Source organism: Brevundimonas sp. SH203, from assembly GCF_002157625.1.
Lineage (GTDB): Bacteria > Pseudomonadota > Alphaproteobacteria > Caulobacterales > Caulobacteraceae > Brevundimonas.
Genome location: NZ_BDMM01000003.1, coordinates 60,244 through 84,411 on the forward strand (window position 1 = coordinate 60,244; position 24,168 = coordinate 84,411).

General features: G+C 67.0%; 16 protein-coding genes. 11 read left to right on the plus strand and 5 right to left on the minus strand.

All coding sequences use genetic code 11. The annotated features are described in order from the left end of the window. The first annotated feature begins 17 nt into the window (after positions 1-17). From SH203_RS07435 to SH203_RS07445, 3 genes are read left to right on the plus strand one after another with little or no spacing between them, the layout of a single operon-like run. Positions 18-866 carry a fumarylacetoacetate hydrolase family protein gene (locus SH203_RS07435; RefSeq protein WP_087120250.1) on the plus strand — a complete coding sequence of 283 codons (849 nt, stop codon included), beginning with the start codon at positions 18-20 and terminating at the stop codon, positions 864-866. Then, the gene (locus SH203_RS07440) at positions 863-1,612 is read left to right on the plus strand and encodes an SDR family NAD(P)-dependent oxidoreductase (RefSeq protein ID WP_087120251.1); all 750 of its coding nucleotides are present in this window, start codon (positions 863-865) and stop codon (positions 1,610-1,612) included. The genes SH203_RS07435 and SH203_RS07440 overlap by 4 nt, the downstream gene beginning before the upstream one ends. Before the next feature lie 12 nt (positions 1,613-1,624). Then, the gene (locus SH203_RS07445) at positions 1,625-2,527 is read left to right on the plus strand and encodes an amidohydrolase (RefSeq protein ID WP_087120252.1); all 903 of its coding nucleotides are present in this window, start codon (positions 1,625-1,627) and stop codon (positions 2,525-2,527) included. A gap of 18 nt (positions 2,528-2,545) precedes the next feature. Here SH203_RS07445 and SH203_RS07450 read toward each other — a convergent pair whose 3' ends face one another. From SH203_RS07450 to SH203_RS07465, 4 genes are all read right to left on the minus strand, one after another. Then, positions 2,546-5,281, minus strand: a complete 2,736-nt coding sequence (locus SH203_RS07450) for a Tat pathway signal sequence domain protein (protein WP_087120655.1) — start codon at positions 5,279-5,281, stop codon at positions 2,546-2,548. An 89-nt stretch (positions 5,282-5,370) separates the two neighbouring features. Continuing rightward, positions 5,371-8,451, minus strand: a complete 3,081-nt coding sequence (locus tag SH203_RS07455) for a TonB-dependent receptor (protein WP_087120253.1) — start codon at positions 8,449-8,451, stop codon at positions 5,371-5,373. A gap of 351 nt (positions 8,452-8,802) precedes the next feature. Next, positions 8,803-10,392 (minus strand): MFS transporter, encoded by a 1,590-nt coding sequence (locus SH203_RS07460; RefSeq protein WP_087120254.1) that lies wholly within the window; start codon positions 10,390-10,392, stop codon positions 8,803-8,805. Positions 10,393-10,417: 25 nt separating this feature from the next. Beyond that, a complete protein-coding gene (locus tag SH203_RS07465) occupies positions 10,418-11,524 on the minus strand; it encodes a glycoside hydrolase family 105 protein (RefSeq protein ID WP_087120255.1) in 1,107 nt (368 codons plus the stop codon). Between the two features lie 309 nt (positions 11,525-11,833). On the opposite strand from SH203_RS07465, the gene kduI reads away from it, so the two are divergent. The 8 genes from kduI (at position 11,834) to SH203_RS07505 (ending at position 23,170) form a co-directional block, all read left to right on the plus strand. Continuing rightward, on the plus strand, positions 11,834-12,679 hold the full coding sequence (gene kduI, locus SH203_RS07470) for a 5-dehydro-4-deoxy-D-glucuronate isomerase (protein ID WP_087120256.1): 846 nt from the start codon (positions 11,834-11,836) through the stop codon (positions 12,677-12,679). Between the two features lie 24 nt (positions 12,680-12,703). Continuing rightward, complete coding sequence (gene kduD, locus SH203_RS07475; RefSeq protein WP_087120257.1) at positions 12,704-13,462, plus strand: 2-dehydro-3-deoxy-D-gluconate 5-dehydrogenase KduD; 759 nt, start codon at positions 12,704-12,706, stop codon at positions 13,460-13,462. A gap of 192 nt (positions 13,463-13,654) precedes the next feature. Further along, positions 13,655-14,698, plus strand: a complete 1,044-nt coding sequence (locus SH203_RS07480; RefSeq protein ID WP_087120258.1) for a sugar kinase — start codon at positions 13,655-13,657, stop codon at positions 14,696-14,698. Positions 14,699-14,726: 28 nt separating this feature from the next. Beyond that, on the plus strand, positions 14,727-15,935 hold the full coding sequence (locus tag SH203_RS07485; protein WP_087120259.1) for a rhamnogalacturonan acetylesterase: 1,209 nt from the start codon (positions 14,727-14,729) through the stop codon (positions 15,933-15,935). Positions 15,936-16,021: 86 nt separating this feature from the next. Further along, complete coding sequence (locus SH203_RS07490; protein ID WP_200808851.1) at positions 16,022-16,339, plus strand: L-rhamnose mutarotase; 318 nt, start codon at positions 16,022-16,024, stop codon at positions 16,337-16,339. Beyond that, a complete protein-coding gene (locus tag SH203_RS07495; RefSeq protein WP_087120260.1) occupies positions 16,339-19,326 on the plus strand; it encodes a beta-galactosidase in 2,988 nt (995 codons plus the stop codon). The genes SH203_RS07490 and SH203_RS07495 overlap by 1 nt, the downstream gene beginning before the upstream one ends. Continuing rightward, a complete protein-coding gene (locus SH203_RS07500; RefSeq protein WP_087120261.1) occupies positions 19,323-20,318 on the plus strand; it encodes an alpha/beta hydrolase in 996 nt (331 codons plus the stop codon). Before SH203_RS07495 ends, SH203_RS07500 begins: the two co-directional genes overlap by 4 nt. A gap of 122 nt (positions 20,319-20,440) precedes the next feature. Then, on the plus strand, positions 20,441-23,170 hold the full coding sequence (locus SH203_RS07505) for a M14 metallopeptidase family protein (protein WP_087120262.1): 2,730 nt from the start codon (positions 20,441-20,443) through the stop codon (positions 23,168-23,170). A gap of 72 nt (positions 23,171-23,242) precedes the next feature. Here SH203_RS07505 and SH203_RS07510 read toward each other — a convergent pair whose 3' ends face one another. After that, complete coding sequence (locus tag SH203_RS07510) at positions 23,243-24,145, minus strand: dienelactone hydrolase family protein (RefSeq protein WP_159457547.1); 903 nt, start codon at positions 24,143-24,145, stop codon at positions 23,243-23,245. Between the last annotated feature and the right edge of the window lie 23 nt (positions 24,146-24,168).

A 24,168-nucleotide genomic window follows, 5' to 3' on the forward strand; every position in this document is an offset into this window, starting at 1 on the left:
AAAGCCCCTCCTCCACCATGAAACTGCTGCGTTACGGCCCCAAGGGCCAGGAAAAGCCGGGCACGCTGGACGCCGAAGGGCGCATCCGCGACCTGTCGGGCGTCGTCGCCGACATCACCCCGGATCAACTGCACGGCCCCGCGCTCGAAGCCCTGAAGGCCATCAATCCGACCACCCTGCCGCTGGTCGAGGGCCAGCCGCGTTACGGCGTGCCGGTCAACGGCAGCCGCAAGTTCATCGCCATCGGCCTGAACTTCGCCGACCACGCGGCGGAATCCAACCTGCCGATCCCCGAGGAGCCGGTCGTCTTCACCAAGGCCATCACCTGCCTGAACGGGCCGAACGACGACGTGATGATCCCGCGCGGTTCGCTAAAGACCGACTGGGAGGTCGAGCTGGGCATCGTCATCGGCAAGCCCGCGACCTATGTGACCAAGGCCGAAGCCCTGGATCACGTCGCCGGCTACGTCCTGATCAACGACGTGTCCGAGCGCGCCTTCCAGACCGAGCGCGGCGGCACCTGGGACAAGGGCAAGGGCTGCGACACCTTCGGCCCCGTCGGCCCGTGGATCGTGACCGCCGACGAGGTGGGCGACGTCCAGAACCTGGACATGTGGCTGGACCTGAACGGCCAGCGGATGCAGACCGGCAACACCCGGACCATGATCTTCGGCGTCGCCGAGATCGTCTCCTATCTGTCGGAGTTCATGACGCTGGAGCCCGGCGACCTGATCACCACCGGCACGCCCCCCGGCGTGGGTCTGGGCCAGAAGCCGCCGCTCTATCTGAAGCCGGGCGACACGGTGCGTCTGGGCATCCAGAAGCTGGGCGAACAGGGCCAGACCTTCGTGGAGTGGACGCGATGAACGCCTATCGGGACCGTTTCGCGGGCCGCGCCGCCGTCGTCACCGGCGGCGCCTCGGGCCTGGGCAAGGCCGCCGCCGCCCGCATCGTCGCCGAGGGCGGCAAGGTCGCCCTGTGGGACCTGAACGCCGACGCCCTGAAGGCCGCCGCCGAAGAGATCGGGGCCAGCCATGTGGTCGCCCTGGACGTCGCCGACGCCGATGCGGTGGCCGCCGCCGCCGAACAGACCCACCGGCTTCTGGGCGGCATAGACATCCTGATCGCCTCGGCCGGCATCACCGGCGCCACCGTGCCGGTGCAGGACTTCCCGCTGGACAGCTGGCGCCGTGTCATCGACATCAATCTGAATGGCGTCTTCTATTGCTGCCGCGCCATCACCCCCTTCATGCTGAAGGCGGGCTATGGCCGCATTGTCAACGTCGCCTCGGTCGCGGGCAAGGAAGGCAATCCCAACGCCAGCGCCTATTCCGCCTCCAAGGCCGGGGTCATCGGCTTCACCAAGTCGCTGGGCAAGGAACTGGCCGGCAAGGGCGTCATCGCCAACAGCCTGACCCCCGCCACCTTCGAAAGCCCCATCCTGGAGCAACTGCCCCAGAGCCAGGTCGACTATATGCGCTCCAAAATCCCTATGGGTCGCCTGGGCGAGGTCGACGAAAGCGCCGCCATGGTCTGTTTCATGGCCTCCGAGGAATGCAGCTTCACCACCGCCTCAACCTTCGACACATCAGGCGGAAGAACGACATACTGAAGGAATAGTCGGGTGGCGTCAGGTCTTCGCATCATCGATTCCCACGTCCATCTGTGGGACCTGTCGCGCGCCCGCTACGGCTGGCTTCAGGACGATCCCCTGCCGAACAATCCGGCGGGGGACATGACGCCCATCGCCCGCCGGAACTATCTGCTGGACGACTATCTGGCCGATACGGCAGGCTGGCGCGTGGACAAGATCGTCCATGTCGAGGCCGGTCAGCCCAGGGGCCGGCAACTAGCCGAGACAGACTGGCTGCAAGCCCTCGCGGACAAGCGCGGCTATCCCCACGGCATCGTGGCGGGCGCCGACCTGCTGGACCCCGATCTGGACGCCCTGCTGGAAGCCCACGCCGCGCGACCGAACGTGCGGGGCGTTCGCCAGATCGTCTGCTGGCATGAAGACCCGCTGAAGACCTATACCGACCGCGACCTGCTGCTGGACCCGCAATGGGTCGCGGGGTTCGCCAAACTGGCCCGGCATGGGCTGTCGTTCGACCTCCAGCTCTATCCGTCGCAGATGGCGACGGCGGCGGCCATCGCGGCGCGCCATCCCGACATTCCGCTGATCGTCAATCACGCCGGCCTGCCGACCGACCGCGACGATAGCGGCATGGAGCGCTGGCGCGCCGGTCTGCGCCTTCTGGCGGCCCAGCCGCAGGTGTCGATCAAGATTTCCGGCCTGGGCATCACCGACCGCGCCTGGACGCCGGAGTCGATCCGTCCCGTCGTGCTGGAGTGCATCGACGCCTTCGGGACCGAGCGGGCCATGTTCGCCTCGGACTTCCCGGTCGAAAGCGTCCACGGAAGCTTCGACGCCTTCTATTCCGCCTTCGACGCCATCACGGCCGACTTCTCGGCCGACGAGCGCGAGCGGCTGTTCGCGGGCGCCGCCGAGGCGATCTATCGACTCTGACGCCGCCCGCCGACGGCGTCAGGGCCTGTAGCCCAGCCGCGTCGCCGCCTCTTCCAGACTGTCGCCGATCAGGGCCAGATTCTCGATGGCCGCCAGGCTCCATTGCGCCGCGTCGTTGGTGGACACCTGCGCGTCCTCCTGAATGGGACGCAGCACGTCCACGCCGCCGACGGTCGTCGAACGCGCGCCGAGCAAGGCCTGCAGCTTGGCCGGGTCCTTGCCCAGGAACTCGCTCCAGGCCCGCAGGGCCAGGGCGGCGTCCTTCTCCTCGTGCGCGGCGAAGGCGGTCAGGCGCGAGTGCGCCTCCGTCAGCGCCCGCCCGCGCGGCGCCTGGCCCAGCAGACCGGCGATCTCGCTGTCCGGCGCATTGTAGTAGCGGCAGTATTCCAGCCAGGCGGCGCGATAGGACGGCACGTCCAGCAGGTCCAGCAGCTCGGCGTTCATCTCGGCCACGCCGAAGACGGCGTTCAGGTGCGACACGGCGACATAGTCGCCCTGGCCCTGATAGCGGCCGGTGGCCAGGTCGAACGGCGCCTCTCCGGCGAACCAGCGGCGCTTCAGCCCGCCGATGGTGGTCATGCCGTTGACGATCCGGTCGCGCCAGCGCCGGTCGCCGGTCCGCTCCCACTCGGTCAGCCAGGCGGAGATGAAGGCGCCCCAGCTGGTGCCGAAGCCGGACACCACCTGCCCCTCGGGCACGGCGCGACCCGGCGCGGGCGGCAGCTTGCGCGAGATGTCGACGTTCAGAAGCGCATGATCGGACGTGTTCAACTCACGCATCAGGTCGCCGACCCGCTCGTCCGCCGTCAGGAAATAGTAGATGCGGCGATAGGCGACGTTCGAGACGCGCGGCTGCTTGGACGAATCCGACCAGTGCTGCACCCCGTGGCGCGTGCCGAACCCCTTGAACCGGCCCAGGTGATAAACGTCCACCTCGCCCGTGTGGCGCGTCATGGCCTCGGCCAGTTTGAACACATCGGCGCGGCCCGTCCGCAGATAGCTGGTCCACAGCCACAGGTCGGTCGAAAGCTCGGAATTGTCCCAGGCGTATCCGCCCACGTCGTAACGCCACATATGACGATCCGGGTCGTAGGTGTGCATCACGTCGCCGTAGGACCAGAAGCCGTACCAGCGGCGCTGATCGACCTCGCGCACATAGTGATCCAGCAGATGGGTCAGGCGGCCTTCCAGCGCGGCGCGCACGGGCGTGGACGCATCCGGCAGGGACCAGTCGCCGAACACCCCCGCCGCGTGCAGCCGGGCCGGCTCGACCGTCAGCCGGGCCGGATCGGCGACCTGGGCCGCCATGTCCGAGAAGGTCTGGTGCGACGGGGTCGCGGCCAGCGCCCACAGGGTCAGCTCGGACGTGCGGGCGATGCCGTGCGCGTCGTCCCACCCGGCCTCGTAATCCTCATAGGTGATGTCCAGGCCGACCAGTTCCTCGGCCGTCGTGTCCATGCCGTTGGCGCTGCGATAGGGCCGCAGGTCCATGGCCGGCGCCTCGGGCGACCACATCCAGGCCGTCAGCTGGGCTGTGTCCGTATGGGCGTTGCGGATGTCCAGCGCGACCGGGGCGCGCTGCCAGAAATCCTTCAGACCCAGGGCCACCCCGCCCGAGACGCCGCCGACATAGGCCAGGCCCCGGCTGCGCTTGCCCGCGTTGGAATCGATCCAGGCGTGACCCTCGCTGGTCCGCTTGCGCAGGGTGAAGCCGTCGGGCGACAGCTGGTTGAAGGCGAAGTCGCCCCACTCCGGCACCCATTGCAGGCCGTCGTTCTTCAGGATGTCGGGCAGGTCGGCGAAGGCCACCGCCCGGCCCTCGATCTGGGCCTGGCGCACGGCGGCGGTCGGATTGGCGCGGGTGCGCAGGCCCGTCAGGGTGCGAACCGCCTCGCCCCACACGCCCTCGCCCTCACCGGCGAAACGGATGTGGCGGTTATAGCTGGCGTCCGTCATCGGCGTGTCGGCGACGACGCCCAGGCCGCGAATGAAGTCCGTCTTCGGATCGCCGTCGAAGATGAAGCTGTGGACGATCCGCACGGCGTCCGACCCGGCGTAGAAATACAGCCGCACCGACACCGGCAGCCAGTCGCGCGTTCCGTCCGTATGGACGCCGTCCAGCTTGATCACCGCCCGCACGGGGCCGGACTGTTCGACCACGGCCTGACGGATGCGGACGCCGTAGCGCGAGGACTTCACCGCCCCGCCCGCCTCCAGTTCCGGCTTGTCCTGAGACAGGGCGACCAGCGACAGCTTGCCGACCACGGACCGCCCGCCGCGCGTGGCGCCGGAAACCAGGGCGTCGCCCGACTTGGGCACCCGCCATTCCAGATCGCCGACGGTGACGACGATCTGCTGGCCCTGATCGGCCGCACGAACCGGCTGCGTCGGCGCGGCCGGGGCGCCGGGAACCAGCGTCAGCCCGTCCATCGCCGCATCGCCCGTCACGGCGTGGGCCGACCATTTCAGCGAGCCGTCGGGCCAATAGGCGATGGGCCAGGACTGAACCGGCGTCGCACGACCCGTTCCGTCACGGACGCCGAACGCCTGATTGGGGCGAAGCACGCCGCGCGGCCACGGCACGCCGAAGGTGGTCCCGTCCAGACGGGCGGGCTTGTCGCCGTCCAGCCAGCGCAGCGGCGTAGCGGGCGCGGCCTGGCGCGGCGCGGCGATCGCTGCGCCCGACATGGCCTGTGCCGCCGCGAGGGCGCCCGCGCCCATGAGCAGGTGACGCCGAGAAGGTTGGAACGACATGGTCAACTCCCGCCGCCCCAGCGGCGATTATACTCTGAAAGAAAAACGGCCGCCGCCCGCTGGGGCGACGGCCGTGATCGCCGCGACGATCAGTATTTGTAGGTCGCGCCCAGGAAGAAGCGACGGCCCGAATAGCCCCTGTTGATCAGGCGGATGTCGCCCGCGTAGGTGCTTTCATCCTCCTCCGTCAGGTTCTTGCCTTCCGCGAACAGCGTCAGCCCCTTCAGGCCCGGCTTCCAGGAGATCTTGCCGTCCAGATAGCCCGTCGGCTCCTTGATGACCGGATTGCCCGACTGATCGGCGGCAGTGACCAGATATTCCGACCGATAGTTGTAGGCCAGGCGAGCGTTGATCGGCCCACGCTCATACCACAGCGTCGCATTGTAGCTGTTGCTGGACAGACCGGGATAGGGCAGCGGCGAACCGTCCAGTTGGCTGAAGACGCCGACGTCCGAAGCTTCCTGATAGGTGTAGTTTACATCGGCGCCAAAGCCCGACAGCAGGCCCGGCAGGAAGGTGAATGCGGTCTTGGCAGTAAGCTCAATGCCCGAAATCTTGGCGCCTTTGCCGTTGATGTAGCTGTTGTACGAGTACAGCACGCCGTCGCCGAACACGTCCCGTAGACCAAGGTTGGTACGCGCCGGAACGTAGAAACTCTGGATATCCTTGTAGAAGAACCCAGCCGAGAACTGCGTATCCCGGTTCGGATACCATTCGAAGGACAGGTCGTACTGAGCCGCCTCATAAGGCTTGAGGTCAGGGTTGCCCGCCGAGCAGCTGTCCGGACCATCTTCTGCCGTGCTATCGTTGGCGTAGTTGATGGTGCAGGTCATGTTCGGCACCAAGAAGTTATACAGTGGCCGCGCCATCAACTGGGCGTAACCAACGCGCATGCTCAGTACATTGTCGATCAGCCAAGCGTTCACGTTGAAGCTGGGCAGCCATTTCGTATACTCGCGGGTCTGTTCAACAAGAGTGTTGGACACGACCGCTGTTGCAGCGGAGCCGCCAACCAGGCGCGTTTCGTTGCGAATAAACTTACCGAATGTCTGAGTCTGGGTATGCACTCGACGAAGGCCCAGGTTCCCGACCAGGTCCAAGCCGAAGATCGGCAACGCCCAATCCAGACGCACATACTGAGCATCTGTCTTCTCGTTCATTCCAGAAGGGATCTGGTTGTAGGTCTTACCGTCGTTAGCGACGCCCGAATAAAGGTTATCCAGATTGAAGTGGCTGGTGTCCAGATGTTGGGCGACGGCATTGAAGTTGGGGTAGAGCCAGTTCGCCGGCAGGGAGCCGCCGCCGTAGTGGAAATCTGACGGCAGCGGCGTCATCGCGTCCGCGAACACCGAATTCGAAAAGGCGCGGGACCAGACTTGGGTCGTGGACCAATAGTTTGTCTGATACGGGAACGGATTGGTGGGCAGGATAAGCGGATCGACGCGCGCCGTCGAATTGATCGAGTTTGAATAGAGGACGATGTTATCAATTTCGGAGGAAAGATTAGCGCCTGGATCGATAATAAATCCACCGTAATCGTAACCCTTGTTTTCCGATCTTGAATATCTTCCGCCAAACTTGATATTGGTCAGGAATGTCGTTCTCGGGTCGAAATCGACATCCAGCTTATACTGGTCTTCTTTCGCGCCCTGCTGAGAGGGTCGATACTGGATTTGATACTGACTGACAGCCGATAGATCCGAAGGTGAATAACCTTGAGCAAAGGTGAAAGTCGGCGCAGACGTCCCGGGCTCCAGGCTGACGACCAAGCCGGGGGTGTTGAAACCGACCGAGACATTGTTTGTCTCATTCAGGGTATCGGTTTTGGCGTTGGCCCCCAAGAAGTCGACCTTGAAGCGGTCGCTGTGCCATTTCAGGCCGTAGGTGATGTATTCGGAGGTGCTCTCCGACCGGAAGTCGCGCGACGAGATGCTGAACGCGCCTTCGCCGCCCCGCCCGGCAGTATTCACGCAGTTGCCGACGGTGTATTTAATGACGTTGTGGTTCGCATCGACCACCACGCCCGGGACGTTCTGGGCCGTCGCGGCGTTAACGCGGGAACAGTTCGCACCCGTGTAGTTTAGACGATCCAGAGATGTGAAGTCGGTGCCGTAGTTGATGTCGTTCAACTGCTGCGTCCGCTTGTTCGTCTGATAGGTGACGAAACCGCGCAGATTGTCCGTGAACTTGTATTCTGCCGTGAACTCGCCAGACGTGCGCTCATCGTCGCGGGTCCAGACGCGATAACGCGGGATACGCGGGTTGTAATCATACCATTGGCTTTGGCAGGCTGTGCGCGCCGCCGTTGTGGTCATAAGACTAGCGTCTGGCGTCGTGATGGTGGCGCAGGCCGCCTCGCTGTTGATCCCGGCGAAATAGTCATTCACCGCACGACTATAAGTCGGATTGTAGAAGGTGACCGTCTTGTCCGGCGAATTATCGAAGTCCCCCAACCGCGCCCACGAGTGATCGTCGTAGAAGTCGCCCCGCGTCAAAACATTGTCGTAGGTGACGTTGGCCATCAGGCCCAGACGGCCGTCAAGCAGTTGCGTCGCACCGAACAAGCTGGCGCGAGGCTTCCAGTCCGGCAGGGTGTCCAGCTTCTGTCCCGCCAGGGTCATGGAGAAGGTGGGCTTGCGGAAATCCAGGGGCTTGCGCGTCTGGACCGAAACCGTGCCGCCGATGGCGCCTTCGGTCATGTCGGCGGTGAAGCCCTTGAAGACGTCGATCGACTTGACGATCTCGGCCGGCAGTTCGCGGAAGTCGTTGGACCGGCCGCCGCCGCCATAGACGTTCAGATTGCCTGCCGTGGACAGGACGCTGACGCCGTTGATCTCGACCCGGTTCAGGTCCGGCTCGACGCCGCGGATGGAGACGGCGTTGCCTTCGCCGAAGTCACGCGACAGCTGAACCCCGGTGACGCGGCCCAGGGCCTCGCCGACGTTCTTGTCGGGGAACTGGCCGATGTCGTCGGCGACGATGGAGTCCGACACGGTGCTGGCCGAACGCTTACGGTTCATGGCCGACTGAAGGCTGGAGCGCGTGCCGACCACCACGACCTCGTCGACGGTCGAAACCGGGGCGTCCGACGCCTGGGTTCCCGTCGCCTGTTGCGCGGTCGCGGCGCCGGCGGACGCCAGCATGAGCGCGGCGGCGCCGGCGGTGTACATGAAGCGGCGAGCCCATCGCCCGTTCGACTGTGTCGTCACTGAAGTTCCTCCTCTGGCCTATGGCCTTATTGTTTGAGCGGCGCCTTCACCGCCCCCCGGCGGCTTTCATGGTTTGAAGGCTGTGGCGCGAGCATCGAAGGCTCGCCAGTTCGTCTGCGGCCGGTCCGCACGCCGACGTTCATTCGCCGGTCGCGAAGACGCGAACCTTCACGCTTTCCCTCCTGAGGCGGTCCTTGTCGGACTCGAATTCTCGTTGCGAGGCCAGCTATAGCACCGAGTGAGATTTGTGCCAAATATGAAATTGTTATTTCATATTGTGAGATTAAATCGGCACCTCCAGAAAATCTCGTGTCAGATCAGGCGATTGCGGCCCCACAGGCGCTCGAACTTCCAGCCAGTCAGGCTTTCGACGATCTGTCGCGCTTCAGGGTTGGAGGGTTCGGTTTCGCCCGCACGCAGACGGTCGATCTCGGTCATCAGGACCTTGTGGCTGGGCTGATCCAGACGGAACGACCAGGACAGGATCGCGCCCGCCGCCATGACCAGGATCGGTCCCGCGACCAGAAGACCGGCGACGGTGGCGACGGCGCCGGGCGTCTGGACGACGGCGGCCCCGCTGGCGGCCGCCTTGGGCGAGACATAGCCGCCCACCTCGATGATCCAGCCCGTCAGGATGATGGCCCCCGACTGGGCCACCTTGCGCACCAGGGTCATGACCCCGGCGAAGATGCCCTCGCGCCGCTGGCCCGTGACCGCCTCGTCCACGTCCGGCAGATAGTTATAGACCGACCAGGGCACGAAGTTCAGCGTGCCGCGCCCCAGCCCCGCCAGGACGATCGGCCCCAGCAGCCAGAAGGCGGCGCCCAGGTTGAACCCGCCCGACGCGGGATTGATCAGGGCGAACAGGTCGTGCCCGCCGATGCTGGGCCGCACGAAATAGAAGACCATCAGCAGCACCAGGGCGCTGGTGAAGAAGCCCGCTGCGATCCTATAGGCGATCACCGGGCCGATGCGGATGACCAGATTGATCGCCACCATCACCGAGATCAGCTGGGCGACATACATCACCGTCATCATCTGCGAGATCATCACCGTGGCGCCCAGCATCACCGTGGCCACGAATATCGGGAAGGCGGTGTTGAAGATGTCCTGCGAGATATAGCCGCCCAGATAGATCGACAGATGCTGGCGGAAGGCGCGGATGCGCAGCGTCGAGAACAGGTCGCGGAACATATTGATCGGGATCAGAGCCGCCCGGCGCAGGTTCAACGGCTCGGCCTTCATCGCCTTTTCGTCGTCGGTGAACGGCCGCTCCCAGGTGAAGATCACCACCAGGATCACCACGGCGCTGAACAACAGGCCGAAGATAGCCGCCATGATCAGGAAGGTCTGGGCCGAATCCTTGCCGCCGAAATTGTTGATAATCAGGGTCGGCAGATAGGAGGCCAGGATGGCCGAGCTTTGCGCCACCAGCATCCGCGCCCCGGCGAACTTGGCCTTTTCCTTGTAATCCTTGGTCATCTCGGCGGCGAGCGTCTCCCACGGAATGAGAAACATCGTGTAGAGCAGCTCGAAGAAGATGAAGGTCGTCAGATAATAGACGAAGGTCTGGCCGCTGATGAAGATCAGGGCGAAGCTGGGCAGCAGGGGAATGGTGATCAGGAGGAAGATCTTCCTGCGCCCCACCGTTCGCCCGATCCAGGTGTGGCGCAGATTGTCCGACACATAGCCGATCAGCGGACAGGTGACGGCCTCCAGCAGGCGCGGCAGGCCCAGGATCAGGCCCGCCTGCACCGGCGTCAGGTCGCAGAAGGTCGTGAAGAAGTAGAACAGCCAGCCGGTGATGACGGCCTGCGCCCCCGCCCCCAGCATGTCGCCGGAGCCCCAGCCCCAGTAGTTGTACCAGCGCGGGGTGCGGGGGGACGATTGCGTGGACGTCATCTCGACTTCTCCAGACCGCGCCGCGTCAGATGTACTGACGCAGGAATTCACCCAGGCACAGGATCGCCAGGGACTGGCCGTAAGGCATGGAGGTCAGGGGAATGTCCTTGTAGCCCTGCAGCTCGTCGAAGACCGGGGTGCCGAACGACACCTGCTGCAGTTCGCCGTCGTCGGAGATGTTGGCCAGGACGCCCTTGACCGCCTTCAGCGCCATCGGGGCGTATTCGGCGCCGATGTAGCGTTTGCGAACCGCCTTCAGGATGCCATAGGCGAAGCCGGCGGTGGCCGAGGCCTCCAGATAGCTGTCGTGATCCGGGATCAGGGTGCGCCACAGGCCGCTCTCGTCCTGATGCTGGGCCAGGGCCTTTACCTGGGCCTCCAGCGTCTCGATCAGGAAGCGACGCAGGCTGTCCTCGGGCGGCAGGTCCAGCAGTTCGATGAACTCCGGGATAGCGATCGTGACCCAGCAGTTGCCGCGCGCCCACAGGGCGTCGGCGAAGTTGTGGCGTCCCAGGAAGGTCCAGCCGTGGAACCACAGGCCGGTCTTGCGGTCGAACAGATATTTGATGTGGATGAGGAACTGCTTCTTGGCCTCTTCGACATAGTGCGGGCGGTCCAGAACCAGGCCGATCTTGGCCAGCGGCAGGACGCTCATCATCAAGGTGTCGTCCCAAAGCTCCTGCGGGTTCTCGTCGTTGAAGACGATGTGCTGGAAGCCGTCCTCCTCGGTGCGGGGCAGACCGTCCATCAGCCATTCCGCCCAGGTGTCGAGGTAGGGAATGAAGGTCTGGTCGCCCGTCTGCTCGTACAGATAGGCCAGGGTCAGGAAGGGCGAGACGGTGTTGATGTTCTTGGTCGGCGTCCCGGCGGCGAACCGGTCGCGGAACCAGTTGAGCATGATGTCCAGCGCGGCCGGATCATTGGTCTGCTCATACAGCTTGTAGATGCCGTACAGGCCGATGCCGTGCGTCCATTCCCAATCGTTCCAGCCCTTGGTGTCGATCACCCTGCCGTCTTCCAGACGCAGCAGGAACTCGCCGGTGTCGTCCTTGATGTTCACCAGATTGTCCATCAGGCGCGCGATGGCGTCGCGGACGTCGGCGTAGGGCAGGTCGTGGATCAGGTTCGGCATCGCGGATTCCCAAGGCGCCGGGGCGCCGTCATTCACATCAGGGCGGAGATGATCGGGCAGGGATTTCCACGGGCGCGACGGCGACAAGCCGTCACGCGCGTCCTTGGCCTTCCCGACAGTTTCCACCCTATTCTCGAAAACGACGCCTAGCAACGCCGTCCCATTTCTTATATGCCGCTCTCATTATGTGAGCATAAATGCCCCGTCAAGAACGCGGCTGACACTCTGCAAAGCCTTCGGGGCGGGCCGTTCGGCGAGAACGGCACGTCGCGATCAACCTGTTCGAGGCCAAAGACCATGTCCGACCCCATGTACGACAAGATTTATCAGGCGACCCACCCGGACATGATGGACGGCGCGACGAACCAGCAGCTGCGCGACCGCTATCTGGTCGGCGGCCTGTTCTCGCCAGACAAGGTCAGCCTGAACTATTCGCACAACGAGCGGATGGTGCTGGGCGGGGCCATGCCGGTCGCCGGCGCCCTGAGCCTGCCGACCCATTCCGAACCGCCGTCCCTGGCGGGCAAGCCCTTCCTGCACGCGCGCGAACTGGGCGTGGTCAACATCGGCGGCGCCGGTTCGATCACTGTGGACGGCGAAACGGTCGAGCTGGCCTTCCGCGACGGCCTGTATGTGCCGATGGGGTCGAGCGACATCACCTTCGCCTCGAAGGATGCGGCCGAACCGGCGCGCTTCTATCTGATCGCCATGCCGGCCCACGCCCGCTACGACCTGACCAAGATCTCGATCGAAGAGGCCGTGCCGCTGGAGATGGGGGCGCTGGAGACGTCCAACGAGCGCACCATCTATCAATATATCGTCCCGGCCAAGGTGAAGTCCTGCCAGCTGCTGCTGGGCGTGACGGTGCTGAAGCCCGGTTCGGTGTGGAACACCATGCCGCCGCACCTGCACGACCGCCGCTCGGAAGCCTATCTCTACTTCGGCCTGGGCGAGAACGACCGCGTCTTCCACTTCATGGGCGAGCCGGACAACGCGCGCCACATCGTCATGGCCGACGGCGAGGCGGTGATCAGCCCGCCGTGGTCGATCCACATGGGTTCGGGCACCTCCAACTACACCTTCATCTGGGGCATGGGCGGCGAGAACCTGGACTATACCGACATGTGCAAGCTCGACATCTGCCAGCTGCGCTGATCGGGACAGGGGAGAGAAACTTAAATGAGCAATCCGTTTGATCTGACGGGCAAGGTTGCGCTGGTGACGGGCGGCAACGTGGGTCTGGGTCAGGGCATCGCCCTGGCCCTGGCCGAGGCGGGCGCCGACATCGTTTCGGTGGCCCTGGCCGATTCCGACGACACCGTGGCCCGGGTGAAGGCCATGGGCCGTCGCGCCCACGCCGTCAGCGCCGACCTGACCTCCATCGAGCCCGTCGAGCGCGTGCTGGCCGAGGCGTTGGAGGCGATGGGCCGGGTCGACATCCTGGTCAACAACGCCGGCCTGATCCGCCGCGCCGACGCGGTCGACTTCACCGAGGCCGACTGGGACCTGGTGATGAACATCAATCTGAAGACCGTCTTCTTCATGAGCCAGGCGGTCGCCCGCCTGTTCATCAAGCAAGGCGACGGCGGCAAGATCATCAACATCGCCTCCATGCTGTCCTTCCAGGGCGGCATCCGCGTGCCCTCCTATACGGCGTCCAAGTCGGGCGTGGCGGGCCTGACCAAGCTGATGGCCAACGAATGGGCGCCGCACGGCATTACCGCCAACGCCATCGCCCCCGGCTATTTCGCCACCGCCAACACCCAGGCCCTGCGCGAGGACCCGGTGCGGTCGGCCGAGATCCTGGGCCGCATCCCCGCCGGTCGCTGGGGCCAGCCCTCGGACCTGGGCGGCGCCGCCGTCTTCCTGGCCAGCCGGGCCTCCGACTATGTCCAGGGCGCCATCCTGCCGGTCGACGGCGGCTGGCAGGCGCGCTGATCTGGAAATCGTCATCCTCGGGCCTGTCCCGAGGATCCATAATCACGGTTTCAAAGGTTGGCGCACTCTGCCGACCCACCGGGAGTATGGATCCTCGCCACAAGGGCGAGGATGACGACAAAAGACTGAAGGCGTTCGCTCTCGTCTCGCCTTCAGGCAAGGTGCATATCCGATCCCGCTGCGGTTAGTCTCATGTCCCAGAACGCCTTATCCAGACACATCCTCTGCTTCGGCGAGATGCTGCTGCGGCTGTCGCCGAACCAGAACGAACTGCTGCTGCAGTCCCCCGCCCTGACCGTGCGTCCGGGCGGGGCCGAGGCCAATGTCGCGGTGTCCCTGGCCCGGTTCGGCGTTCCGACGCGGATGGCCACCGTCCTGCCCGACAACGCCCTGGGCCGCGCGGCCCGCGATGCGGTGCGCCAGCACGGCGTCGACACCACCCCCATCGTCTTCACGCCGGGCCGGATGGGGCTGTATTTCCTGACGCCGGGCGCGGTCAGGCGTCCGTCCGAGGTTCTCTATGACCGCGCCGGTTCGGCCTTCGTCCAGCATGTGAACGCGGTCTTCGACTGGGACCGGCTGCTGGACGGGGTGGAATGGCTGCACGCCTCGGGCGTCACGCCCGCGACCGGCCCCAACGGCTCGGCCGCCGCCGTCGCCCTGATCGAGGCCGCCGTCCGCAAGGGCGTCAAGGTCAGCTATGACGGCAACTTCCGCGGCAAGCTGTGGGAGCAGTGGGACGGCGATCCGCCCGCGACCCTGGGCCGGATGCTGGCGGGGGCCAGCATCGCCTTCGCCGACGACCGCGACTTCGCCCTGGTGCTGAAGACGACGTTCGACAGCCCCGATCCGGCCGAGCGTCGTCGCCGGGCCGCCGCCGCCGCCTTCGCCGCCTTCCCTCGACTGGAGCGGATCGCCTGCACCCTGCGGGTTCAGGACAGCGTCGCCGACCAGGCCCTGTCCGCCGTCCTGCTGACCCGCGACGGCGACGAGGTGATCGAGACCCGAACCGAGGCCATCCATCTGACCGGCGTCATCGACCGCGTCGGCGGCGGCGACGCCTTCGCCTCCGGCGTCCTCTTCGGTCTGTGGAGCGGCTGGTCCGATCAACAGGCGCTGGACTTCGGCCTGGCCGCCGCCGGCCTGAAACACGCCATCCCCGGCGACTTCAACCTGGCCTCCGCCGAAGACGTCCACGCCGCCCTGGGCGACGGCGGGTTCGACATCCGGCGATAGGCCGAACCCTGACAAGGAAAGACCCGCGATGCTGACGGCGATCCTCATGGCGGCGGCGATTTCGACCTGGCGGTTCGATCTGGCGGCCCAGCCGACCGCGCCGGACCGGATCGCGGTCCAGCCGGGCCAGACCTATCAGCCGAACGCCTATGGGTTCGAGCCGGGCGCCGCGTCGGACGGCTATCTGTTTTCGGCCGCCGTGCCCGAAGGCGTCTATCGCGTCACCGTCCGCTTCGGCGGCTCCCAGGCGGGACGCACCACCGTCAAGGCGGAGGCCCGCCGGTTGATGGTCCGCGATGTCGTCACCGCGCCCGGCGCCTATCAGACCCGTAGCTTCCTGGTCCATGTGCGCGGCCCCGCCCTGCCCCCGCCGCCCGCCAATGCGCCCGGCGGAACGGCCGTGGTCCTGACGCCGCAGGAGCTGGCCTCGCGCACCTGGGACGACCGGCTGACGCTGGAGTTTCTGGATCGCCCGCAGGTGGCGGCCATCGACATCGAGCCGGTCGCGGCGCCGGTGGTCTATCTGGCAGGGGATTCCACCGTCACCGACCAACCGTCCGAACCGGCGGCTAGTTGGGGCCAGATGCTGCCCGCCCTGCTGACGCCCGATGTCGCGGTGGCCAACTACGCCCAGTCGGGCGAGACGCTGAAATCCTTCCTCAGCGAACTGCGCCTGGCCAAGATCCTGACCACGCTGAAGGCGGGGGACTGGCTGTTGATCCAGTTCGGTCATAACGACCAGAAGACCCAGTGGCTCCAGACCTATGTCGATCCCGACACCACCTATCCGGCCTATCTGAAGGTCTTCATCGCCGAGGCGAAGCGACGGGGCGCCCATCCCATCCTCGTCACCTCGCCCGAGCGGCGCAACTTCCGCGACGGGCGCATCCAGGACACGCTGGGAACCTACGCCGAGGCCGCGCGCCGGGTCGCGCGCGAGGAGGACGTGCCGCTGATCGACCTGAACGACGCCTCGCGCCGCATCTATGAGGCCCTGGGCCCCGATCAGGCGCCGCGCCTGTTCAACGACGGCGGCGCGGACCACACCCACCACGACAATGCGGGCGCCTGGCTTCTGGCCCGCGCCGTGGCCGCCCAGATCGCGGAAAAGGCGCCCGATCTGGCGGCCCATGTCGCGCCGGACTTCCGCCGCTTTACCCCCGACGCCCCGCCGATGGCCGAGACCGCCGTCGCGCCCAGCCTGACGGCCAGCCGCGAGCGCCCGCGCGGCGATTGACCGCGCCCAGACCGATTTGACGGGCGCGGCGCGACGCACTACCAAATGATGAAACAGAATACCGAATAATCGGAACTGGAGGAATCATGAGCTCGCTTCACGCCTTCCGCATGCAGCTGAAGCCCGGCGCGGTCCAGGAATACAAGGCGCGTCACGACGCCATCTGGCCCGAACTGGCCGAACTGCTGACCGCCAGCGGCGTCAGCGACTATTCGATCTTCCTGGACGAAGAGACCCTGTCGCTGTTCGCCGTGCTGCGCCGCGCGGACGACCACACGCTGGACGTCCTGCCCAACCATCCGCTGATGCGGAAGTGGTGGACGCACATGGCGCCCTTGATGGAGGTCGAGCCGGGCGACAAACCGTGCGAATGGCCGCTGCAACTGATGTTCCATCAAGCCTGATGCGCGCCCTTCTCCTCGCGGCCGCCGTCGCCGCCGCCCCGCTGGTTCAGGCTTCCGCCGCCGTCGCCCAGACGGCCCACGCCACCGCCGACTTCACCGCCCCCGCCCAGACCTTCGGCCGCGTCTCCTATGACGCCCGCTCCCTGATGATCGACGGCAAGCGCCTGGTCATCTGGTCCAGCGAGATGCACCCCTTCCGCCTGCCCAGCCCCGAGCTGTGGCGCGACGTGCTGCAGAAGATGAAGGCCAGCGGATTCAACACCGTCGCCTTCTATTTCGACTGGGGCTACCATAGCCCCAAACAGGGGGTTTACGACTTCACCGGCATTCGCGACCTGGATCGGTTGCTGAAGATGTCAGAGGAGGAAGGTCTCTATGTCATCGTCCGGCCCGGCCCCTACGCCAACGCCGAACTGACGCGCGGCGGCTTCCCCGGCTGGCTGGTCAATCAGCGCGCGCCGTCGCGGACGGACTCGCCGGACTATCTGGCCGCCGCCGACGAATGGCTGACCCACATCAACGGCATCATCGCCCGGCACCAGATCAACGGCGACGGCCGGGGCAACCAGGGTTCGGTCATCCTCTATCAGATCGAGAACGAGCTGGCGGTCACGACGCCCGCCCACCGGCGCTACATGGACCATCTGTACGCCAAGGCGCGGGCGGACGGCATCAATGTGCCGATCTTCCACAACGACCAGGGCCGCAACGGCTATTGGGCGCCCGAGAGTTCGCCCGTCGACAAGGTGGTCCACGGGCCGGTCGATCTCTACGCCTTCGACGGCTATCCGGGCGGCACCTGCACGGTCGGGGGCCAGACCACGCGCGGGGCGGCGGCGCCCGACTGGGGCTTCTATGGTCCCGGCGGAGCCAAGGGCGGGGCCTCGGCCTCGCCTTCGACGCCTGGCTTCATGGCCGAGATCGGCGGCGGCTGGTTCGACTACTGGGGCTCCAACGGCGGTTACGAGTGCAACGCCCGTCAGCGCGGCGAGCGGTTCCAGCGCGTCTTCTATGGCGTGAACCTGGCCAACGGCATTTCGCTGCAGAGCATCTATGTCGGCTTTGGCGGCACCAGCTGGGGCTGGCTGGCGGCGCCGGTGGTCTTCACCAGCTACGACTATGGCGCGGCCATCTCCGAGGCGCGCGACCTGCGGCCCAAGGCCGAAGAGATGAAACAGCTGGCGGGCCTGCTGGAGTCGGTTCCCGATCTGGCCGGGATGATCCCCGCCGGGCCGGTCGAAATCTCGTCGCCGAACATCCAAGTCTATCATAACCGCAGCCCGGAGACGGACGCCCGCTTCCTGCTGGTCACGCACAAGCCGTCGAACGGCCAGAGCCACGACGACTTCACCGTCACCGCCAGCCTGCCCGACGGCCGCTATGTCGTGCCGATGACGCTGAACGGGTTCGACGCCAAATGGCTGGTCGCCGGCGTGAACCTGGCGGGACAGCGGCTGGTCTATTCGACGTCAGAGGTTCAGGCCGTCCTGCCGTCCGCGCGCCAGCCGGTCGTCCTGATGTACGGCCGCAAGGACGAGCCGGGCCAGACGGTGCTGCGCTTCGCCTCGGCCCCGACGGTGACGGTGCTGGAGGGGCAGGTCCGTTCCGCCTTCGATCCGGCGACCGGCGACCTGAAGCTGGACTACGCCCATCAGGGTCTGGCCCGGGTGAAGATCAGCGGCGGCGGTCGTCCCGACCTGCTTCTGCTGATCGGCGAGGAGAAGGAGGCCGCGCGTTTCTGGCGTCAGGGCGATGTGCTGGTGCGCGGCCCGGCCCTGGTCCGTCACGCCCGCATAGAACGCGGCCAGCTGCTTCTGACCGGCGACACCAACGCCGAAACGCCGCTGGAGCTGTGGTCGTCGGCGCCGGTGCGGTCGGTGCGCTGGAACGGCGCGACGGTGGCCACGCGCGCCACGGCGTCGGGCGGGCTGGAGGCGCGCGCCGCCCTGCCCGGCCCCGCCGATTTCGCCCTGCCCGCCCTGACGAACTGGCGCGCAGCCCCCGGATCGCCCGAGGCCAAGCCGGACTTCGACGACAGCGGCTGGCAGGCCATCGACAACCGCGCCTACGCCAGCAACACCCTGCGTCCCGACGGCCAGCCGAATATGCTGATGGACGCCTATGGCTTCCACGAGGGGGACGTCTGGTATCGCGGCCGGTTCGAGGGCGGGCCGAACGCCCAGACGATCGAGCTGTTCTACGGCGCGGGCGGCGCGGGGATGTTGCAGCTGTTCCTGGACGGCGAACTGGTCGGTCAGGACGAACTGCCCACCGGAATGCCGCGCCCGATCACCACCGGACTGGCGCGCTTCCCCCTGCCCGCCGCCGCCCGCACGCCGGGCCCGCACGCCCTGTCGGTGATGGTGAGAAACAACGGCCACAACTGGAATCTGGACGCCAACGACTTCCACAAGGAGGCGCGCGGCCTGGTCTCGGTTTCGGTCGGGCCGCGCACCGGCCCCGGCTTCTCGGTCCCCGTCGCCTGGAAGATTCAGGGTCGTCAGGGCGGAGAGGACTTCACCGACGCCGTGCGCGGCGTCGCCAACAACGGCGGTCTGTTCGGCGAGCGGAACGGCTGGCACCTGCCGCAGTTCGACGACACGCGCTGGGGCGCCGCCACGGTGGGTCAGCCGCTGCCGCCGGGCGTGACCTGGTATCGCACCGGCTTCGACCTGAACGTGCCGCAAGGGCAGGACGCCTCCATCGGCCTGGCGTTCGGCGACATCGACACGTCGCGCTCTGACCGGGCCTATCGCGTCCTGATCTTCGTCAACGGCTGGCACATGGGCCAGTTCATCGCCAACGTCGGACCGCAGCGGGTCTTCACCCTGCCCGAGGGGATATTGAACGCGCGGGGCCACAACACCATCGCCCTGGCCGTCTCGACCGACGGGGCGCCGGGCAATGTGCTGGAGGACGTGCGCCTGATCACCCAGCGCAATGTGCGCGGCGGCGTCCAGACCACCACGGAAGGATCGCGTCGATGACTACGCCTCGTCTGCCCCGTCGCGCGCTGCTGGCGCTTGGCGCGGGGGCCCTGGTCGCCCCCGCCGTGGCCCCCTCCGTAATCCATGCCCAGACCCCGCCGACGACGCCCCCCGCGCCGTTCGAGGTCCGTCCTCTTTGGCCCGGCGCCGCGCCGGGCGGCGAGGCGGTGACGGTTCAGGAACAGGTCGTCCTGCGCAATCCGAACGGCGATCCCAACGACACAGCCTTCGTCCATGTGCGCGATCCGTGGATCATGCTGCGTCGCCCGGCGCGGCCCAATGGGGCGGCCATCCTGATGATCCCCGGCGGCGGCTATCAGCGCGTCGCGGTCAGCAAGGCGGGCGGCGCCATCGACGCGCGCCTGGCCGAGATGGGCTACACCGTCTTCATCATGGACTACCGCCTGCCCGGCGACGGCTGGGCCGCCGGTCCCGCTGTCGCCCTTCAGGACGCCCAGCGCGCCATCCGCATCGTCCGCTCGCGCGCGGCCGAACTGGGCTTCGATCCCAACCGCGTCGCCGTCGCGGGCTTCTCGGCCGGGGGCCATGTGGCGGGAATGCTGACCACGCGGTTCCACAGAGACGCCTATGCGCCCGTCGACACCATCGACCGCCTGTCGGCCCGGCCCGACTTCGCCGGACTGATGTTCCCGGTCGTGACCCTGACCCCGCCCTACGCCCACGGCCCGTCGGCCCGCGCGCTGGTGGGAAGCGATCCGACCGAGGCCGCCCGCGACGCCTGGTCCATCGAACGCCATGTCCCCGCCGACAGCCCGCCCGTCTTCATCGCCTCGGCCGCCGACGACCGGGTGGTCCCGGTCGAGAACAGCCTGATGCTGTGGCAGGCGCTGCGCGCACAGAACGTCGCCACCGAACTGCACGTCTTCGAAAAGGGCGGCCACGGCCTGACCGACCCCGGCCAGTCCGGCCCGCCCGCCTGGGAAGACCTGTTCGACGCCTTCCTGAAACGCGACCGGACGCCGAAACCCTAGCTGCGGCCGCCTGTCGCGCCCGGCGGCGTCGGACCGGACAGCCCTTGCGCGCAGGCCGCGATGGAGGAAACTGGCCCGGCCTTGCGTCTGGTTCGTAAGAGCAAAGTCAGGGGGCGTAGATCATGAGACTGAACCCAGCGGCGGCGCTTGCCGCGCTTGTGCTGGCATTGTGCGGGCCGGCGGCGCAGGCCCAGACGCAAACACAGACGCAGACGATCACCACGCCCGAGCAGGCGTTCGGTCATGCGGTGGGCGACGACTATCGGCTGATCAACTATCAGCAGTTCGAGCGGTATCTGCATACGCTCGCCGGCCAGTCGGACCGGATGAAGCTGCTGGAGATCGGCCGTTCGACCGAGGGCCGCACCCAGTATGTCGCCGTCGTTTCGTCGCCGGCCAATATCGCCCGGCTGGACCATTATCGCGACATCGCCCGGCGGCTGGCCAAGGCGGAGGGCGTGGACGAGGCCCAGGCGCGGGCGCTGGCGGCGGAAGGCAAGGCGGTGGTCTGGATCGACGGCGGGCTTCACGCCACCGAGACCGTGCCGCCCCAGGCCCTGATCGCCGCCGTTTACGAGTGGGTGACGGCCCAAGACCCCGAGGCGCTGCGGGTGCTGGACGACGTCATCATCCTGTTCGCGCCGCTCAATCCCGACGGCTGGGACCTGGTGTCGGACTGGTACATGCGCAACCCGGACCCGGAAAAGCGCGAGTTCGCCAGCCTGCCGCGCCTCTATCAGGCCTATGTGGGGCACGACAACAACCGCGACTATTACCTGTCGGCGATGACGGAGACGACCAACGTCAACCGGATGCTGTTCCGGGAGTGGTTCCCCCAGATCGTCTATAACCACCACCAGACCGCGCCAGCCGGAACGGTGGTGTTCATGCCGCCCTTCCGCGATCCCTTCAACTACAACTACGACCCGATGGCGATGACGGGATTGTCCGAGGTCGCCGCCGCCATGCACAACCGCCTGATCCAGGAAGGCAAGCCGGGCGCGACGATGCGCAGCGGCGCCTCCTATTCCACCTGGAACAACGGCATGGAACGGTCGATCACCTATTTCCACAACGCCATCGGCCTGTTGACCGAGATCACGGGCCACCCCACCCCCAGCCGCATCGCCCTGGTTCCCGACAACCAGTTGCCGCGCAACGACCTGCCGGCCCCCATCGCGCCGCAGACCTGGCGGTTCCGGCAGTCCATCGACTATTCCCTGTCGATCAATCGGGCTGTGCTGGACTACGCCTCGCGCAATCGCGACCGGCTGCTGTTCAACATCTGGCGGATGGGCGCCAATGCGATCGCCAAGGGCGAGACCGACACCTGGCGCGTGACGCCGTCGCGGATCGAGGCGCTGGAGACGGCGGCGGGCGAACGGTCGGGCCGAACGGCCGACCCCGCCCTCTACGACACGGTGCTGCGCGATCCGGCCCGGCGCGATCCCCGCGCCTATGTGATCCCGGCGGATCAGGCCGATCTGCCCACGGCGGTCGCCTTCCTGAACAGTCTGATCAAGACCGGGGTGGATGTGGATCGGGCCACGCGCGCCTTCACCATCGCCGGCAAGACCTATCCGGCCGGCTCCTATGTGGTGTGCACCAACCAGGCCTATCGCCCGCATGTGCTGGACATGTTCGAGCCGCAGGACCACCCGCATGATCTGCAATATCCGGGCGGGCCGCCGGCCCTGCCCTATGACGCCACCGGCTATACGCTCGCGCTGCAGATGGGGGTCCGGTTCGACCGTATCCTGGACGCCTACGCCGCGCCGCTGGAGCGCGTGCCGGACCTGATCGCCACCCCGCCCGGGCGGCTGAGCGGCCGTGGTCAGGCCGGGTTCGTGGTGGACCATGCGCCGGTCAACGGCTTCATCCTGACCAACCGCCTGCTGAAAGCGGGGCAGCCGGTCTTCTGGCTGCGCCAGCCGACGCGGGCGGGCGGGCGAACCCTGGACCCCGGCGCCCTGTGGATTCCGGCCAGCGACGCCTCGCGCGTCCTGGTCGATCAGGCGGTCAGCGATCTGGGTCTGAACGCCGAGGCGGTCGCCGCCAGGCCGGCCGGCGAGGCCATCGCGCTGAAGCCGATCCGCGTCGGCCTGGTCGACCGCTATGGCGGCTCCATGTCGGCGGGCTGGACGCGCTGGCTGCTGGAGCAGTTCGAGTTTCCGTTCGAAGTGGTCTATCCGCAGCGTCTGGACGCGGGCGATCTGAAGCGCGACTTCGACGTGCTGGTCTTCGCCCCGGACCTGCTGCCCAGCGACTTCCCGAACGGAAACGGCCGTCGCCAGCCCGCGCCGGACGCCATTCCCGAAGCCTATCGCGCCTGGCTGGGCGACATCACCGCCGAGCGGACCCTGCCCCAGATCGCCGCCTTCGCCCGCGCCGGCGGCACCGTCGTCACCGCCGGTTCGGCCCACCGTCTGGCCATGGCGCTGGGCGCGCCGATCGACGACGTGCTGTCGACCACAATCGACGGCCGCACCCGTCCCCTGCCCTCGACCGACCTCTTCATTCCGGGCGCCCTTCTGGCCCTGGACGTCGACCGGACCCATCCCGTCGCTTTCGGCGCGCCGGAGCGGCTGGACGTCTTCTTCGACGAGAACGCCGCCTTCAGGGTGCGCGACGGGGCGCAGGTCGCGGGCCGTTATCCCAGCCCGACCGTCGTCGCCAGCGGCTGGGCCATCGGGCCGGAGAAGCTGGCGGGCGCCGCCGCGCTGGTCGATGCGCCGATGGGCCAGGGGCGCGTCATCGTTCTGGGACCGGATGTCGTCAATCGCGCCCAGGCGCGGGCGTCGGTCCGCTTCCTGTTCAACGCCCTGCTCTATGGCCCGGCGACGGTGCGGTGATCGGCTGAGCGTGCAAACAAAAGGGGCGAAGACTGCGGTCTTCGCCCCTTCTTTCTGGTCCTGGAGAGGCGATCAGCGCGGGGCCAGTTGCGTCTCGAAGAAGGCGCCCAGCCGCTGGCGGACATCTTGGGTGGCGGCGGCGTTCGCAGGGACCGCCTGACGACTGCGGCTCGGATCGTCGAAGCCGTGGGCCGCACCCTCGTAAACGGTCAGTTCGACCGGCGCGCCCGCCGCCCGCGCCCGTTCGACCAGCCGCCGGCAGCTTTCGGGCGAGACTTCCTCGTCCGCCGTGCCGATGAAGACCTGCACCGGCGCATAGGTCTTGTAGCCCTGGCGAAAGCGGTTCTGCAGGCCGCAACCGGGATAGAGGGCGATCCCGGCGCGAAAGCCCAGACGCCCCATGTCGCCCGGCTTGTCGTCGGCCATGGCGGCCAGGGTCGCGCTGGCCCCATTCGAAAAGCCCATCAGGCCGATCCGGTCGTCCGCCACCCCGTCCAGCCCGCGCAGGAACCGCATCGCCCCATAGGCGTCCAGCGGGCGAACCGTGACCTCGTTGATCTCGGGCGGGCGGGTCGCATAGGTTCCGGCGGCGAAGCCGGTGGGATAGCCGCGCGGCCCGAAACTGTCGACGATCAGGGCGTAGTAGCCGCGATCGGTCCAGTAGTCGGCCCAGAACTTCAGCCGCCGCGTCAGGGTCGACGCCTCATAGACGCCGTTCGCCAGGGACGAATAGACCCCGCCCCGCCCGTGCATCAGCACGACCGCTGGCGCGCCCGCAGGCGACGGGGCGGCGGGCCTGAACAGATAGCCCACCAGTTCGGTGCGCGGCGCGTCCATGCTGCGGAACGTCACCCGCTCGGCCGCAGCCGGGGCGGATGCGGATGCGGGTGCGACGGCTGCGGCCTGCATCGCCCAGACCGGGCTCGCCGCCCCCATCAGAGCCGCAGCGATAGCGGCGGAAAGCGTGCGTTTCATCGCTCTCTTCTCCTGCATCGCGA